Consider the following 14,994-nt stretch of genomic DNA (forward strand, 5'->3'; position numbering starts at 1 on the left):
GCCGGGAACGGTTGAAGGGCCGGTACCCCGCGGGGTACCGGCCCTTCAATGGTTGTGAGGTCAGTCGATCCTCGGCTGCTCGCGGCGCGGGGCGGCCTCCTTGCCGGTGCCCGTCGGGGCGGCCGGGGCGGCGCCGCCGCCGTTCCCGCCGGTCATCGGGCCGAAGTTGCCGATGGCCCCGCCGAGGCCCTTGAGGGCGTCGCCGATCTCGCTGGGCACGATCCAGAGCTTGTTGGCGTCGCCCTCGGCGATCTTCGGCAGCATCTGGAGGTACTGGTAGGAGAGCAGCTTCTGGTCCGGGTCTCCGGCGTGGATGGACTCGAAGACCGTACGGATCGCCTGGGCCTCGCCCTCGGCGCGCAGCGCGGCGGCCTTGGCCTCACCCTCGGCCCGCAGGATCGAGGACTGCTTCTCACCCTCGGCGCGGAGGATCTCGGACTGCCGGACACCTTCGGCCTGGAGGATCGCGGCGCGCTTGTCACGGTCGGCGCGCATCTGCTTCTCCATCGAGTCCTGGATGGAGGTCGGCGGCTCGATGGCCTTCAGCTCGACGCGGTTGACGCGGATGCCCCACTTGCCGGTGGCCTCGTCGAGGACGCCGCGCAGCGCCGCGTTGATCTCCTCACGGGAGGTCAGGGTGCGCTCCAGGTCCATGCCGCCGATGATGTTCCGCAGGGTGGTGACGGTCAGCTGCTCGATCGCCTGGATGTAGCTGGCGACCTCGTAGGTGGCGGCCCGGGCGTCGGTCACCTGGTAGTAGATGACGGTGTCGATGTTCACGACCAGGTTGTCCTGGGTGATCACCGGCTGCGGCGGGAACGGGACGACCTGTTCGCGGAGATCGACGCGGTTGCGGATCGAGTCGATGAACGGGACGACGATGTTGAGGCCCGCGTTGAGGGTGCGCGTATAGCGGCCGAAGCGTTCCACGATGGCGGCACTGGCCTGCGGGATGACCTGGATCGTCTTGATCAGTGCGATGAAGACGAGCACCACCAGGATGATCAGGACGATGATGATCGGTTCCACAGCGGCTCCCCGTGCCCTTCATGCGTGCTTCTGGATGATCGGGATGATCAGGTCCGGTCTTGTGGGTGGAGTCTGTCAGATCGACGGCCGACTCCGCAGCTGAGCGGGGTAGGGCTCAGCTCTTGGTACTACGACGTCTACATGACGACGGCGGTGGCGCCGTCGATCTCGACGACGTCGACCTGCTGGCCCGGTTCATAGGTCTGGTCGGGGTCGAGCGAACGGGCGGACCAGATCTCACCGGCCAGCTTGATGCGGCCGCCGCCGCTGTCGTCGACCCGTTCGAGGACGACGGCCTGCCGGCCTTTCAGCGCCTCGACGCCGCTGCGCAGCCCGGGTTGCTGCTGTCGGCTGCGCACCGCCATCGGGCGGACGACGGCGACCAGCGCGACCGAGACGGCGCAGAAGACGATGACCTGGAGCACGACACCGCCGCCGAGCGCGTCGGTGATCGCACCGGCGACCGCGCCGACCGCGACCATCCCGAATTCGGGCATCGCGGTCAGCACGAGCGGAATGCCCAGTCCTACGGCGGCGATCAGCCACCACACCCACGGATCCACAAGGTCATGGTAGTTCTCATGGTCCGTCGGGGAACAGGGCGCAGTTCGGGGTGCCGGTCGTATGCGCCGTGTTCGGGGCGGGGGTTCAGGCCATCGGAGGGCGGTTTCAGGTCAGCGGCAGGCCCTGGGCGGTCCAGCGGTCACCGTTGCGCTCGACGAGCAGCGGGAGCCCGAAGCAGCGCGAGAGGTTACGGGAGGTCAGCTCCATGTCGATGGGCCCGGCGGTGAGCACCTTGCCCTGACGGATCATCAGGACGTGGGTGAAGCCCGGGGGGATTTCCTCGACGTGATGTGTCACCATGATCATCGACGGCGCGTACGGGTCGCGGGCGAGCCGTCCGAGGCGGCGTACGAGGTCCTCGCGGCCCCCGAGGTCGAGCCCTGCCGCCGGCTCGTCGAGGAGCAGCAGTTCGGGGTCGGTCATCATCGCGCGGGCGATGAGGGTGCGCTTGCGCTCACCCTCGGAGAGGGTGCCGAACTTGCGGTCGAGGTATGCGTTCATGCCGAGCCGGTCGAGGAAGGCCCGGGCCCGGGTCTCGTCGACCTGGTCGTAGTTCTCCTGCCAGTGCGCCGTCATGCCGTACGCGGCGGTGAGCACGGTCTGGAGGACGGTCTGGCTGCGCGGCAGCTTGTCGGCCATGGCGATGCCCGCCATGCCGATGCGCGGGCGCAGCTCGAAGACGTCCACGGCGCCGAGCTGCTCGCCGAGGATCCGGGCGGACCCGGCACTCGGGAAGAGGTAGCTCGACGCGAGGTTGAGCAGGGTGGTCTTCCCGGCGCCGTTGGGGCCGAGGATCACCCAGCGCTCCCCTTCTTTGATCGACCAGGAGACGTCGTCCACCAGAGCCCGACCGTCGCGGACCACGGATACGTCCACCAGCTCCAGAACCTCGCTCATGAGCGCGTTGTCTCCCATTGCAGTCTCGAGTGTCGCGTGCGCCTGTGGGCGCAGCCCCCAGAGGAAAACCTACGCCACGCATTGTCGGTGCCAGTCCTTAGGCTGGTTCCATGCTCGATGAACCACGTTCAGGGCGCCTCGCAGCCTGGGGAAATGCCCTTCTCGCCGGACTTGTCCCCCCGGACGACGCCGCGCACCGGATCGCCGGGGAGGACGCGTCGCACCGGGTTGCGGAGCTGCCCGGCGAGTCCGGGCCGGTCGGACTGACGCTGGCGCTGGGGCGGCTGAGAGCGCTCGGGGCCAAGGGGCTGCGGGTGGCGCTGCCGATAGCGGGACATCCGCTGGGGCTGAGCGGGCCTCCGGAGTTCAACCAGAAGGCGCTCGACGCGGGCGAGGCGGTGCTGGCCACGGGGGTGGCGCTGGGCCTGGTGCCCGAGGTGTCGGCGGTGGGGCCCGAGGGCGACCAGCACATCGAGGTGATGTGGCATTGCCTGCCGGTGCGGGAGGCTCCCCCGGCGGATGTGCCGTCGCTCGGCGAGGCCGAGCGGGAGCTGGCCGAGGCGCTGCGGGAGGCGACCGAGGTGCTGTCCCGGCTGAACGTGGCCGGGGCCGGTCCGGCCGCCCAGGCGGCCCTGGAGGCGTACCGGGCGCGGGCCGAGCGGGGGCGCGAGGTGCTGGCGCCGGGCTATCCGCCGCGGGCGCTGCGGGTGCTGGAGCTGGCGCAGCGGGTGGGCGCGCTGATCGCCATCGCGTACGCGCCGGGCGGGGACGGCAAGGATCACGGCGGGGCGGTGAGCGCGTCGGAGATCGCGGCCCGGGCGGAGGCGCTGCGTCCGGTGGAGCGCACCGCGCGGCGGGCGCAGGTGGCGGCGTACAACGCGTATGTGGAGGAGCTGGAGCGGGGCGGGTTCTGACGCCCCTGGCGCATGCCCGGGACGCATGGGGCCGGCCCCGGAGGCGATGCCTCCGGGGCCGGCCGGGGTGGTGCGCGGTGCCTCTGCTCCGAGGGGAGGGATCAGTCGCAGAAGCCCGGGTTCATGGTCCCGATGACCGAGATGGTGTTGCCGCAGACACCCACCGGCACATGGACGGGCACCTGGGCGTTGTTGCCCGAGACGACGCCCGGGGACGTCGTCGCCCCACCGTCGGCCATGGGACCGTCCTGGGCGGAGGCGACACCCGCACCGACGACGGCAAGACCGCCGGCCGCGATGGTGATGGCAGCGATCCTCTTGATGTTCTTCACTTCTCAAGACCCTTCGTCCATAACGCGTCGCTGCGGCGAATCGCCGCAGTACGCCGTGAAGAACGGGCGGGGGCGGGCGGAGTTGCGCTGTTCGGGTGACCTACACACGTTGGTGTGATTGCACGGAGAAACGCTGTTCATGCTCCGATTCCATGGCGTACCGCCCAGAGTGCGGCCTGAGTGCGGTCGGCCAGGTCCAACTTCATAAGAATGTTGGACACATGTGTCTTTACGGTCTTTTCGGACAGTACGAGCCTGCGTGCGATCTCCCGGTTCGACCGGCCGTCCGCGATCAGCCCCAGCACTTCCCGCTCCCGGTCGGTGAGGGAGCCCCCGCGCCCCTGGCCGCCGCCCACCTCGTCCTGGGAGAGCAGCGCGTCGGCCACCTCGGGCTGGAGCACCACATGCCCGGCGTGGACGGACCGTATGGCGCTCGCGAGGGCGTCGGGGTCCACGTCCTTGTAGACGTAACCGGCGGCGCCCGCGCGCAGGGCGGGGACCACGGTGCGCTTCTCGGTGAAACTCGTCACGACCAGCACCCGGGCCGGGTTGTCCAGGTCACGCAGCTTGCGCAGCGCCTCGATGCCGTCGATGCCGGGCATCTTGACGTCCATCAGGACGATGTCGGGGCGCAGCTCCTCGGCCCGGGCGATGCCCTCCTCCCCGTCCGAGCCCTCGCCGACCACGTCGATGTCGTCCTGGACCTCCAGGAAGGTCCGCAGGCCGCGCCGCACCACCTGGTGGTCGTCGACGAGCAGCACCCGGATCGCCGCTCCGTCCCGTCGCTCACCCACCGGGCACCTCCATCTCGATCACGGTTCCCTTGCCGGGCGCCGACTCCACGGTCAGTCCGCCGCCGACGCCGCTCGCCCGGTCGCGCATCGACACCAGCCCCAGGTGCCGCCCCGCCCGGCGCACCGCCGAGGGGTCGAAGCCGCCGCCGTCGTCGCTCACCCGCAGCAGGGCGCCCTGGCCGTGCCGGGAGAGGGTGACGTCGACCTGGCGGGCGTCGGCGTGGCGCAGCGCGTTGTGCAGGGCCTCCTGGGCGACCCGCAGCAGCGCCTCCTCCTGGGCGGCGGGCAGCGCCCGTACGCCGAGGGCCTCGAAGGTGACCCGGGCGGTGTGGGCCCGGTCCAGGACCTGCACCTGGGTGCGCAGCGTGGCGACCAGGCCGTCCTCGTCGAGCGCGGCGGGGCGCAGCTCCACGACGGCGGAGCGCAGCTCGTCGGCGGCCTCGGCGGCGAGGGCCGTGACCTGGTGCAGCTCGTCCTTGGCGCGGACCGGGTCGCGGTCCACGAGCGCGGCGGCCGCCTGGGCGGTCAGCCGCAGCGAGAAGAGCTTCTGGGAGACGGCGTCGTGCAGCTCATGGGCGAGCCGGGCGCGCTCCCCCGCGATGGTCAGCTCGCGGCTGCGCTCGTAGAGCCGGGCGTTGGTGAGGGCGATGGCCGCGTGCTGGGCGAGGATGGCCAGCAGCTCCTCGTCCTCGGCGGTGAAGCCGCAGCCGCCCTCCGGTTTCGCGCAGCGCTTGTTGGCCAGGAAGAGCGCGCCGAGGACTTCCTCCCCATCCGCAATGGGAAGTCCAATAAAGTCAGACATATCCGGATGTTCCGGAGGCCAGCCCTCGAATCGCGGATCCCGCCGGACATCGGCCAGCCGCTGCGGGGTGGCGTCCTTGAGCATCGCGGCCAGGATCCCGTGCTGGCGGGGCAGCGGCCCGATGGCCTTCCACTGCTCATCACTGACGCCATCTACTACGAACTGGGCAAAACCCCCGTGGTCGTCCGGAACCCCCAGCGCCGAGTACTCCGCATCTAGCAGCTCACGGGCGGACACAACGATGGTCTTTAGGACATCCCGGACTTCCAGATGCCTGCTCATCGCGAGGAGCGCACTGCTCACCCAGGCCAGCCCCGCCCCGGCTCCACCACCCGGTCCTTTGGTCATGGGCTTCACCGTACCGGCGCCGCGACAGGGTGCGTATAGGCCTTTCAGCAGTGCTTCATTGCGACCCGAGACGTAGCCCGAGACCTAGGTCGGGGGAAGCAGGAGCAGCTCCGGAAGGGGCTGTTACAAGGGCCGGAAATTCGACCACACTCCGCATTTGCTCGGGCACACCTCGCAATATTAAAGACTCTGCAATGTGACCCCTGACACAGGATCCACGTCACTTACGAACTCGGTTAGTGGATGTTTTGACCCGGGATGAGCGGGGACGACGCCCGTCCTCCCGGGCAAGGAAAACATACTTATCCACTAAGCAGCATCGTATGTCACGCCTTTGCCACAGCATTTTGCGGCCGCTAAGAATTTCCCCCAGTCGCACGGCGCCGTAGATCCAGACACGGCGCACAAGGCGCCGATTTGGCCTGCGACACATAGCGATTGGAAGAGGTCTACTCCGCCATGCCCCTGCTCAGCATCTCCGGCTACAACCGCCTGAACAAGAAGACCAAGTACTCCGCCGCCGGCATCGCCGCGGCCAGCGCTGCCGCCGTAGCCTTCGCGCTCGTCCCCGGTGGCAACGCCGATGCCAAAACGACGGCCAAGGACCTGCCGGCCAAGCCGGTCGCCTTCACCTCGCAGAAGGTCGACAGCAAGGCCCAGCAGGAGGTTCTGCTGAAGCAGGCCGCCCTTACCAGCAAGCAGGCGCAGGCCGAGGCCGCGCAGAAGAAGGCCGCGGAAGCGGCCGCCGCGAAGAAGGCCGCCGCCGAAGCGGCCGCCAAGAAGGCCGCCGCGGCGCAGGCCGCCAAGGAGCGCGCCGCCAAGGAGGCCGCGAGCCGTGCCGCCGCGCGCGCCAAGCTCGCCGCCGCCAAGAAGACCTACCCGAACAACCTCGACGGCTGGATCCGGGAATCCCTCGACATCATGAAGAAGCACGGGATCCCGGGTACCTACAACGGCATCCACAAGAACATCATCCGGGAGTCCGGCGGTAACCCGCGGGCCATCAACAACTGGGACATCAACGCCCAGAACGGTGTTCCGTCCAAGGGCCTGCTCCAGGTCATCCTGCCGACCTTCCAGGCGTACCACGTCAAGGGCACGCCCTTCGACCAGTACGACCCGGTCGCCAACATCGTCGCCGCGTGCAACTACGCCGCCGACCGGTACGGCTCCATCGACAACGTCAACGGCCCGTACTAAGCCCGGCGTTCACACGCCGAAGGGCGGCGGCACCCCCTGTGTGCGAGGGGTGCCGCCGCCCTTCGGGCTGTGCTGCGAGCCGTTCCGCTACTTGCGCATGACCTCCGGCTCATGGCGGCGCAGCAGCCGCGCCACCGCGAACGCGCAGATGATGGCAAGCGCCAGCAGGATGCCCATGTCGATGGCCCACTGGGTCGTGGTGTGCTCCCACAGCGGGTCGGTGTCCAGCGGCTTCTTGCGGTCCCACGGCGCCATCAGATGGCCGGGGCCGGGGCCCAGGTCCAGCGTCGCGCCGACGGCGCCGACCGCCCAGCGGGCGGGCATCAGATACGCGAACTGCTCGATGCCCGGCGATCCGTAGATCTTGAACAGGATGCCGGTGAAGACGACCTGGATGATCGCGAACATGACCAGCAGCGGCATGGTCTTCTCGGCGGTCTTCACCAGCGAGGAGATCACCAGGCCCACCATCATCGAGGTGAAGCCGATCGCGATGATGGCCACGCACATCTCGACGGCCGGCGGCAGGATCAGCGCTTCCTCGGGCAGCTCACGGGTCGAGAAACCGATGGCGCTGATGATCACGCCCTGGAAGGCGGTGATCACGCCGAGCACGATCACCTTGGACATCAGATAGGCGGAGCGGGACAGGCCGACGGCCCGTTCCCGTTCGTAGATCACCCGTTCCTTGATCAGTTCTCGTACGGAATTGGCCGCGCCCGAGAAGCACATGCCGACCACGAGAATCAGGGTGATCGTGCCCGAGTCCTGGTTGAACTGGCCCTTCGGCGCTCTGGTGAAGCCGAAGTCCGACGGGATCACGGTACTGACCGCGCCGAGCACGGCGGGCAGGATCACCATCAGCGCCATGAAGCCGCGGTCGGAGGCGATGACCGAGACGTAGCGGCGTATCAGCGTCCACAGCTGGGAGCCCCAGCTCTGCGACTTCTGCATCCGCGCGGGCGGCGCCTGCACGTCGACGGACTGCGGGGCGACGGCGTCGATGTCCGCGGCGTACATCTGGTAGTGCTGCGAACCGCGCCAGCGGCCGGACCAGTCGTAGTCGCGGTAGTTCTCGAACGCGGAGAAGACGTCCGCCCAGCTGTCGTAGCCGAAGAAGTTGAGCGCCTCGTTCGGCGGGCCGAAGTAGGCCACCGCACCGCCCGGCGCCATCACCAGCAGCTTGTCGCACAGCGCCAGCTCGGCGACCGAGTGGGTGACCACCAGGACGGTGCGGCCGTCGTCGGCGAGGCCGCGCAGCAGCTGCATGACGTCGCGGTCCATGCCCGGGTCGAGACCGGAGGTCGGCTCGTCCAGGAAGATCAGCGACGGCTTGGTGAGCAGCTCCAGCGCGACCGAGACCCGCTTGCGCTGACCGCCGGAGAGCGCGGTGACCTTCTTGTCGCGGTGGATGTCGAGCTTCAGCTCGCGCAGCACCTCGTCGATCCGGGCCTCGCGCTCGGCGGTCGCGGTGTCGCCCGGGAAGCGGAGCTTGGCGGCGTACCGGAGCGCCTTCTGGACGGTCAGCTCCTTGTGCAGGATGTCGTCCTGCGGGACCAGACCGATGCGCTGGCGCAGCTCGGCGAACTGCTTGTACAGGTTCCGGTTGTCGTAGAGGACGTCGCCCTCGTTGGCCGGACGGTAGCCGGTGAGCGCCTTCAGCAGCGTGGACTTGCCGGAGCCGGACGGGCCGATGACCGCGATCAGCGACTTCTCGGGAACGCCGAAGGAGACGTCCTTGAGGATCTGCTTGCCGCCGTCGACGGTGACGGTGAGGTGGCGGGCCGAGAAGGAGACGTCACCGGTGTCGACGAACTCCTCGAGCCGGTCGCCGACCAGCCGGAAGGTGGAGTGGCCGACGCCGACGGTGTCGTTCGGGCCGATCACCTGCTGACGGACCGGCTGACCGTTGACGTACGTACCGTTGTGGCTGCCGAGGTCGCGGATCTCGAAGCGGCCGTCGGGCAGCGCCCGGAACTCGGCGTGGTGGCGGGAGACCTGGAGGTCGGAGACGACCAGCTCGTTCTCCAGCGCACGACCGATGCGCATCACCCGGCCCGCGTCCAGCTGGTGGAACGTGGTCGGGCTGCGGTCGCCCTGGCCGGTCCGCGCCTCGGCGGAGCCGCCGGGCCCGCCGCCGTGGCCGTTCTGCGCGTGGTGGTCGCGCGGGTTCTGCTGCTGCGGTACGAACGGCTGCTGCTGCGGGGGCTGCTGCCACCCCTGGGGCTGCTGGCCCTGCTGCGGCCAGCCCGCGCCGGGCTGCTGCTGATACGGCTGCTGCGGGGGCTGCTGGTACTGCTGCGCCTGTTGCTGTGCCTGCTGGGGCTGCTGCTGTGCCTGCTGAGGAGCGCCCATGGCCCCCTGCGGGCTGTACGCGGCGGCACCCGCGCCCGCCCCGGCGCCCGCCCCCGAAACGTTCAGGCGGGGACCATCGGTGGCGTTGCCGAGATGCACGGCCGCACCCGGACCGATTTCCGTCTGTTGGATTCGCTGGCCTTGCACATAAGTGCCGTTGGTGCTGCCGTGATCTTCAATGATCCAACTGCGCCCGCCCCAGCGCACCGTGGCATGCCGCCAGGAGACTCTGGCGTCGTCCAGCACCATGTCGCCCTGTGGGTCACGCCCCACGCTGTATGACCTGGATGGATCAAGCGTCCAGGTCCGTCCGTTCAATTCCAGTACGAGTTCCGGCACTCCATGCCCCACTAGTTGTCCCCCGAGCTACCCCCTGCACAGGGAGTCTAGGGATGGCGAACATCGTGAGGAACTATTTCAGGCTCAGTCGCTTAACCGGAAGTCGGGTTTTGACAAGATGGCATCTCGGGCACGTTGCCCCCTCCGTAAAACCCCCCGGAAAGCGATAAGCGCAGACGGATGGGACCGACCACGGATGATCCGGGCAACTCGCTTCGAGCGGGTCGATCACGACCGGCGTCGGGGTACGGACCGGCGGTGACGCGGTGGCGTCCGGCAGATGAACGTTCCCCACCACCTGGCCGTCCACGACGCGGGCTGCCGCGCGCCGGGCTGCGGTGGCCGGATACGGTGGTAAGACCATGAGCGCATCGCAGATTCCTCCTGCCACCGCCGTCCCGGCCGACGGCGATCCCACCCTCCTTGTCAAGATCTTCGGCAAGGACCGTCCCGGCCTCACCGCCGGGCTCTGCGACACCCTCGCCGCATACGGCGTGGACATAGTCGACATAGAGCAGGTCGTCACCCGGGGCCGCATCGTGCTGTGCGTGCTGGTCACGGCCCCGAAGGGCGACGGGGCGGAGGGGGAGCTGCGGGCCACCGTGCACAGCTGGGCCGAGTCGCAGCGGATGCAGGCCGAGATCATCTCGGGCCGGGGCGACAACCGTCCGCGCGGCACCGGCCGGTCGCACGTCACCGTGCTGGGGCATCCGCTGACCGCCGAGGCGGTGGCCGCGATCGCCTCCCGTATCACCGGCACCGGCGGCAACATCGACCGTATTTTCCGGCTCGCGAAGTATCCGGTGACGGCCGTGGACTTCGAGGTGTCCGGCGCCGAGACGGAGCCGCTGCGCACCGCGCTGGCCACCGAGGCGGCCGACATCGGGGTCGACGTGGCGGTCGTGGCGTCGGGGCTCCAGCGCCGGGCGCAGCGGCTGGTGGTCATGGACGTCGACTCCACGCTGATCCAGGACGAGGTGATCGAGCTGTTCGCGGCCCACGCGGGCTGCGAGGCCGAGGTCGCCGAGGTCACGGCCCGGGCGATGCGCGGTGAGCTGGACTTCGAGCAGTCGCTGCACGCGCGGGTCGCGCTGCTGGCGGGGATCGACGAGTCGGTGGTGGAGAAGGTGCGCGCGGAGGTCCGGCTGACGCCCGGCGCCCGCACCCTGATCCGTACCCTCAAGCGCCTGGGCTACCAGGTGGGGGTGGTCTCCGGCGGCTTCACCCAGGTCACCGATGATCTCCAGGAGCGGCTGGGGCTGGACTTCGCCTCCGCCAACACCCTGGAGGTCGTGGACGGCAAGCTCACCGGGCGCGTGATCGGCGAGGTGGTCGACCGGGCGGGCAAGGCCCGGCTGCTACGGCGCTTCGCGGCCGAGGCGGGGGTGCCGCTGGTGCAGACCGTCGCGATCGGCGACGGGGCGAATGACCTGGACATGCTGAACGCGGCCGGGCTCGGGGTCGCCTTCAACGCCAAGCCGGTCGTACGGGAGGCCGCGCACACCGCGGTGAACGTGCCGTTCCTGGACACCGTGCTGTATCTGCTGGGCGTGACCCGCGAAGAGGTCGAGGCCGCGGACGCGCACGAAGAGGACTGACCACCCCGCCGGGCCCCCGGCTGACCACTCCCGGTTCCGCCCGCCTCGCTGCCGAGGCGGGCGGAACGGTACGGCGGCGGAACGTAGGGCAATACGGCGGCGGGTTTTACTCGTGCGGCGCCCAGAAGTCGTCGAGGCGGCCCACGCCATGCTCGACCGACTTCCACGAGCCGTTGAAGCTCACCACCGCGATCGCGGAGGTGGGGAAGCCGGTGCGGGCCATCCGCTCCCGGGTGCCCTCCGCGGCCTGGCCCGCGAGGGCGTCGGCGAGGGCGTGCACCCCGGGGTTGTGGCCGACCACCAGCAGGTCGGTGATGTCGTCGGACGTCTCGTTGAGAACCGCGATCAGTTCGCCGAGTGAGGCGTCGTACAGCCGCTCCTCGTAGACCGTCTTGGGGCGCTGGGGCAGCTCGTGGACCACGAGCTTCCAGGTCTCCCGGGTACGCACGGCCGTGGAGCAGAGGGTCAGTTCGGGGACCAGACCGGCTTCGGTGAGCCGGCGCCCGGCGAGTGGGGCGTCCTTGCGGCCGCGCTCCGCGAGCGGCCGCTCATGGTCTGCCACCTCGGGCCAGTCGGCCTTGGCGTGTCGGAGAATGACAATCCTGCGGGGCACATCGACGCTCATGCGTCCCAGCTTCGCATGAAACGGCTGGCGAGGCGCAGGGTGTTGAAACGGTGCTCACCAAAGTGAGCGCACAAAGCGAGTGCCCCCGCGCACCGGAGGGTGCCCCCGCGCACGCTCGGTCACGCTCCCAGGTGGCCGAGGGTCTGGCGCACCAGCTCCAGGAACTGCGCGAGGGCGCCGGAGCCGCTGGCGGCCTGCGCGTCGGACGGCCCGGTGAGCAGGAGCAGCAGCACCGCGAAGGCGAGGGTGGGCAGCGCGAGGGCCCACCACGGCAGCCGGACGTCCATGCCACCGTCCGCCGGGTTCGCGGGCCGGGTGGGGGTGCGGGCGGACATGGGGATCGCCTCCGGTCGGGGAACCACGCTGCTTCGGATGGTTCGACGGTACGGAGCGGGCGGGCCGGTTCCCATCCGGTGATCCACCCAGTTCCCCCTGACCCTGGCCCCCTAGGGGATGGTGGTGCTGGCCCCCTCCCCCCGGTGCGGGGGCGGGGGGCGTCAGGGGGAGACGATGGTGGCGATCACGCCGATGACCACCGTGATCCCGAGCATCACGCCCAGGATGAGGAGGAGCTTCTTCTGGCCGTCCGGCGGGTTCTCATCGAGCACTGGCATGCGGTCAGTGTCCCACCCGGCGGTCAGATCTCGTCTTCCAGGGTGCGGTCACGCCCGGCCAGCAGGCCCGTCACGATCTGCGGCACCATCAGCCCGGCCATCAGCGCGAGCGGAGGCCCCCAGCCGCCGCTGTGCTGGTACAGCGTGCCGACCAGCAGCGGGCCCGGGATGGACAGCAGATAGCCGGTGCTCTGGGCGAAGGCGGAGAGCCGGACCACGCCCGCGCTGGTCCTGGCCCGCATGCTGATCATCGTGAGGGCGAGCGGGAAGGCGCAGTTGGCGACGCCGAGCAGGACGGCCCACACCCAGGCGCCGCCCGCCGGGGCCAGCCACAGCCCGGCGTAGCCGATGAGCCCGCAGACGCCGAGGACCACGGCCAGCACGCCCTGGTTGCGCAGCCGGGCCGCCACCCGGGGCAGGACGAAGGCCAGCGGGACGCCCATGGCCATGATGACCGCGAGCAGCACCCCGGAGGTGGAGGCGGAGACCCCCGCGTCGCGGAAGATCTGCGGCATCCAGCCCATGGTGATGTACGCGGCGGTGGACTGGAGGCCGAAGAAGACGGCCATCGCCCAGGCGGTGGGGCTCCGGGTGATCCGGGTGCCCGCAGCGCCGGACGCGGGCTGGTCGGAGGCGGGCCGGTCGGATGCGGGCTCCGGTGTGGCCGGTTGCTCGGAGGGGGCATCTCCCAGCGGTCGCTGGGGGCGGCGGTGCGTACGGTCGCGGGCGAGGAACAGCCAGGGCACCATCGCGACCCCGGCGAGCACCGCCCACACCCCGAGCCCGGCCCGCCAGCTGCCGCCCAGCGCGTCGGTCATGGGCACCGTGGCGGCGGCGGCGCTGGCCGTGCCCAGCGACAGCCCCATGGAGTAGAGGCCGGTCATCGAGCCCACCCGGTCCGGGAACCAGCCCTTGACGATCACCGGCATCAGGATGTTGCTGACCGCGATCCCGGCCAGGCCGAGCGCGCTGGCGCACAGGAAGGCCACGGTCCCGCCCGCGAACGGGCGCAGCGCCAGGCCCGTGGCGATGGCCACGAGACCGGTGCAGACGACGGCTCCGGGGCCGAAGCGGCGGGCCAGCCGGGGCGCGGTGATGCCGAAGACGGCGAAGCAGGCCGCGGGCATCGAGGTGAGCAGTCCGGCGATGGTCCCGCTCATGCCGAGGTCGTCGCGGACCTCCTTCAGGAGCGGGCCGAGGCTGGTGACGGCGGGGCGCAGGTTGAGCGCGGCCAGCAGCAGGCCGACGACCACGATGCGGCGGCGCCACGGCGAGGGCGCGGGGCGCGGTTCGTGGTCCCGTTGGGCGGGGGCCGCGGGGTCGAGCGTCGCGAGGTCGTCGTTGGACATGCCGACCATCATAGAATCATGGGATGAATGCCTGTCCAGTCGATATGTAACCGCCGGGTGACAACCAGACGGCATCATGGAACGGCTCGTTATGGAACGGCCCGTTTCTCAGCAACAGCAGCCCCAGGCACAGGAGAGTCATGCCGCTGACGTCGACCCAGCGCTCCGCCCTCGCCGACCAGGTGATCGCGCAGCTGCGCGCCCAGATCACCTCGGGCGAATGGCCGGTGGGATCGCGGATCCCGACCGAGCCCGAACTGGTCGAGCAGCTCGGGGTGGCGCGCAACACCGTGCGCGAGGCGGTGCGCGCGCTGGCGCACAACGGCCTGCTGGACATCCGGCAGGGCTCGGGCACGTACGTCCTCGCGACCAGCGAGCTGGCCGGGGTCATGCACCGCCGCTTCGCGAGCGCCGACCCGCGGCACGTGGCCGAGCTGCGCAGCGCCCTGGAGACGAAGGCCGCGCAGCTGGCCGCGGAGCGCCGTACCGAACAGGACGTCAAGCAGATCGACGCACAGCTGGACCGGCGCGAGCGGGCCTGGGAGTCCGGTGACGCGGACGCGTTCGTGGAGGCGGACGCGACGCTCCACATGGCGATCGTGGCCGCCGCCCACAACGACGTACTGGCGGCGCTCTACGCGGACCTGGGAGCGGTCGTACGGGACTTCCTGCGCGCCGACGTCGCCGACGACATGAGCCCCGAGGCGTACGTGGACCACGCGCGGCTGGTGGAGGCCATCCGGCAGCGGGACGGGGAACGGGCGGCGGCCGAGGCGAGCACCCACCCGTTCGCCTGCCGCCTCGGGCCCGAGGCCGACTGAGCGCGCTCATCCCGGTCAGCGGCGGTGGGTGACCCACGCCCTGCGGATCTCCTTCCAGCAGCGCTCGTCCAGCTCCACGTGCTGCGCCGGGCCCACCTCCACCCGGCGGCTGTCCATGTCCGGGTCCCACCAGCGGGCGCATTCGACGTGCAGCTGCACCCGGTCGGCGTCGGGGTAGGGGTTGAAGCAGCTGGCGGTGGCGTGCGAGCCGCGCACCGACGCGGAACAGGCGGCCTCGCGCGGCCGGGGGCGCTCCTGTGGGGCGGACGCGACGGATGCGACGGACGCGACGGAGTCGGAGGCGGCGAGGACGCACCCGACCGCGGCGACGATCAGCGAGGCGACCGCGAAGCGACGGGGCGTACGCATGGCAGGACCTCCTCCGCCGGGCTGTCGCTCCGCGAGTCGTGCCT

The 14,994-nt window shown here is 70.3% G+C and carries 16 protein-coding genes; 4 read left to right on the forward strand and 12 right to left on the reverse strand.

Annotated features, from left to right (window positions below; all coding sequences use genetic code 11):
- Positions 1 to 60: 60 nt before the first annotated feature.
- The 3 genes from HYQ63_RS10090 to HYQ63_RS10100 all read right to left on the reverse strand — a co-directional run bounded on the left by HYQ63_RS10090 (position 61) and on the right by HYQ63_RS10100 (position 2,490).
- Entirely contained in the window at positions 61 to 1,029 is a 969-nt protein-coding gene (locus HYQ63_RS10090; RefSeq protein WP_123103165.1) for an SPFH domain-containing protein, read from the reverse strand.
- A gap of 137 nt (positions 1,030 to 1,166) precedes the next feature.
- Positions 1,167 to 1,592 carry an NfeD family protein gene (locus HYQ63_RS10095; RefSeq protein ID WP_179933509.1) on the reverse strand — a complete coding sequence of 142 codons (426 nt, stop codon included), beginning with the start codon at positions 1,590 to 1,592 and terminating at the stop codon, positions 1,167 to 1,169.
- A 106-nt stretch (positions 1,593 to 1,698) separates the two neighbouring features.
- Entirely contained in the window at positions 1,699 to 2,490 is a 792-nt protein-coding gene (locus HYQ63_RS10100) for an ABC transporter ATP-binding protein (protein WP_179933510.1), read from the reverse strand.
- Positions 2,491 to 2,600: 110 nt separating this feature from the next.
- Here HYQ63_RS10100 and HYQ63_RS10105 point away from each other — a divergent pair, with 110 nt between their 5' ends.
- Positions 2,601 to 3,404 carry a hypothetical protein gene (locus HYQ63_RS10105; RefSeq protein ID WP_179933511.1) on the forward strand — a complete coding sequence of 268 codons (804 nt, stop codon included), beginning with the start codon at positions 2,601 to 2,603 and terminating at the stop codon, positions 3,402 to 3,404.
- A 101-nt stretch (positions 3,405 to 3,505) separates the two neighbouring features.
- On the opposite strand, the gene HYQ63_RS10110 is transcribed toward HYQ63_RS10105, so the two are convergent.
- The 3 genes from HYQ63_RS10110 to HYQ63_RS10120 all read right to left on the reverse strand — a co-directional run bounded on the left by HYQ63_RS10110 (position 3,506) and on the right by HYQ63_RS10120 (position 5,680).
- Complete coding sequence (locus HYQ63_RS10110; RefSeq protein WP_179933512.1) at positions 3,506 to 3,736, reverse strand: chaplin; 231 nt, start codon at positions 3,734 to 3,736, stop codon at positions 3,506 to 3,508.
- A 137-nt stretch (positions 3,737 to 3,873) separates the two neighbouring features.
- The gene (locus tag HYQ63_RS10115; protein WP_179933513.1) at positions 3,874 to 4,530 is read right to left on the reverse strand and encodes a response regulator transcription factor; all 657 of its coding nucleotides are present in this window, start codon (positions 4,528 to 4,530) and stop codon (positions 3,874 to 3,876) included.
- Positions 4,523 to 5,680, reverse strand: a complete 1,158-nt coding sequence (locus tag HYQ63_RS10120; protein ID WP_179933514.1) for a GAF domain-containing sensor histidine kinase — start codon at positions 5,678 to 5,680, stop codon at positions 4,523 to 4,525. Before HYQ63_RS10120 ends, HYQ63_RS10115 begins: the two co-directional genes overlap by 8 nt.
- A 459-nt stretch (positions 5,681 to 6,139) precedes the next feature.
- Here HYQ63_RS10120 and HYQ63_RS10125 point away from each other — a divergent pair, with 459 nt between their 5' ends.
- Positions 6,140 to 6,880 carry a transglycosylase SLT domain-containing protein gene (locus HYQ63_RS10125; RefSeq protein ID WP_179933515.1) on the forward strand — a complete coding sequence of 247 codons (741 nt, stop codon included), beginning with the start codon at positions 6,140 to 6,142 and terminating at the stop codon, positions 6,878 to 6,880.
- Between the two features lie 87 nt (positions 6,881 to 6,967).
- Here the strand turns inward: HYQ63_RS10125 and HYQ63_RS10130 are convergent, their stop codons facing one another.
- Positions 6,968 to 9,586 carry an FHA domain-containing protein gene (locus HYQ63_RS10130; protein ID WP_179933516.1) on the reverse strand — a complete coding sequence of 873 codons (2,619 nt, stop codon included), beginning with the start codon at positions 9,584 to 9,586 and terminating at the stop codon, positions 6,968 to 6,970.
- A gap of 350 nt (positions 9,587 to 9,936) precedes the next feature.
- Between HYQ63_RS10130 and serB the strand changes: the two genes are divergently transcribed.
- Complete coding sequence (gene serB, locus HYQ63_RS10135) at positions 9,937 to 11,172, forward strand: phosphoserine phosphatase SerB (RefSeq protein WP_179933517.1); 1,236 nt, start codon at positions 9,937 to 9,939, stop codon at positions 11,170 to 11,172.
- 106 nt (positions 11,173 to 11,278) lie between these two features.
- On the opposite strand, the gene HYQ63_RS10140 is transcribed toward serB, so the two are convergent.
- The 4 genes from HYQ63_RS10140 to HYQ63_RS10150 all read right to left on the reverse strand — a co-directional run bounded on the left by HYQ63_RS10140 (position 11,279) and on the right by HYQ63_RS10150 (position 13,760).
- Positions 11,279 to 11,797 carry a histidine phosphatase family protein gene (locus tag HYQ63_RS10140; protein ID WP_179933518.1) on the reverse strand — a complete coding sequence of 173 codons (519 nt, stop codon included), beginning with the start codon at positions 11,795 to 11,797 and terminating at the stop codon, positions 11,279 to 11,281.
- 119 nt (positions 11,798 to 11,916) lie between these two features.
- Complete coding sequence (locus tag HYQ63_RS10145) at positions 11,917 to 12,132, reverse strand: hypothetical protein (RefSeq protein WP_179933519.1); 216 nt, start codon at positions 12,130 to 12,132, stop codon at positions 11,917 to 11,919.
- Between the two features lie 162 nt (positions 12,133 to 12,294).
- Complete coding sequence (locus HYQ63_RS44590; protein WP_257231780.1) at positions 12,295 to 12,411, reverse strand: SGM_5486 family transporter-associated protein; 117 nt, start codon at positions 12,409 to 12,411, stop codon at positions 12,295 to 12,297.
- A gap of 23 nt (positions 12,412 to 12,434) precedes the next feature.
- Positions 12,435 to 13,760: a CynX/NimT family MFS transporter gene (locus HYQ63_RS10150; RefSeq protein WP_373689053.1), complete on the reverse strand. Its 1,326-nt coding sequence runs from the start codon at positions 13,758 to 13,760 to the stop codon at positions 12,435 to 12,437.
- Positions 13,761 to 13,900: 140 nt separating this feature from the next.
- Here HYQ63_RS10150 and HYQ63_RS10155 point away from each other — a divergent pair, with 140 nt between their 5' ends.
- Complete coding sequence (locus HYQ63_RS10155; RefSeq protein ID WP_179933521.1) at positions 13,901 to 14,581, forward strand: FadR/GntR family transcriptional regulator; 681 nt, start codon at positions 13,901 to 13,903, stop codon at positions 14,579 to 14,581.
- Positions 14,582 to 14,596: 15 nt separating this feature from the next.
- Here HYQ63_RS10155 and HYQ63_RS10160 read toward each other — a convergent pair whose 3' ends face one another.
- Complete coding sequence (locus HYQ63_RS10160) at positions 14,597 to 14,950, reverse strand: hypothetical protein (protein ID WP_179933522.1); 354 nt, start codon at positions 14,948 to 14,950, stop codon at positions 14,597 to 14,599.
- Positions 14,951 to 14,994: the final 44 nt, after the last annotated feature.

This window comes from Streptomyces sp. Rer75, assembly GCF_013414305.1.
Classification (GTDB): Bacteria; Actinomycetota; Actinomycetes; order Streptomycetales; family Streptomycetaceae; genus Streptomyces; species Streptomyces himastatinicus.

Coding starts and splice junctions, on each gene's coding strand:
- HYQ63_RS10100 (WP_179933510.1), bottom strand. CDS start 2,490: ATGAGCGAGGTTCTGGAGCTGGTGGACGTATCCGTGGTCCGCGACGGT.
- HYQ63_RS10105 (WP_179933511.1), top strand. CDS start 2,601: ATGCTCGATGAACCACGTTCAGGGCGCCTCGCAGCCTGGGGAAATGCC.
- HYQ63_RS10120 (WP_179933514.1), bottom strand. CDS start 5,680: ATGACCAAAGGACCGGGTGGTGGAGCCGGGGCGGGGCTGGCCTGGGTG.
- HYQ63_RS10125 (WP_179933515.1), top strand. CDS start 6,140: ATGCCCCTGCTCAGCATCTCCGGCTACAACCGCCTGAACAAGAAGACC.
- serB (WP_179933517.1), top strand. CDS start 9,937: ATGAGCGCATCGCAGATTCCTCCTGCCACCGCCGTCCCGGCCGACGGC.
- HYQ63_RS10140 (WP_179933518.1), bottom strand. CDS start 11,797: ATGAGCGTCGATGTGCCCCGCAGGATTGTCATTCTCCGACACGCCAAG.
- HYQ63_RS10145 (WP_179933519.1), bottom strand. CDS start 12,132: ATGTCCGCCCGCACCCCCACCCGGCCCGCGAACCCGGCGGACGGTGGC.
- HYQ63_RS44590 (WP_257231780.1), bottom strand. CDS start 12,411: ATGCCAGTGCTCGATGAGAACCCGCCGGACGGCCAGAAGAAGCTCCTC.
- HYQ63_RS10150 (WP_373689053.1), bottom strand. CDS start 13,760: ATGTCCAACGACGACCTCGCGACGCTCGACCCCGCGGCCCCCGCCCAA.
- HYQ63_RS10155 (WP_179933521.1), top strand. CDS start 13,901: ATGCCGCTGACGTCGACCCAGCGCTCCGCCCTCGCCGACCAGGTGATC.
- HYQ63_RS10160 (WP_179933522.1), bottom strand. CDS start 14,950: ATGCGTACGCCCCGTCGCTTCGCGGTCGCCTCGCTGATCGTCGCCGCG.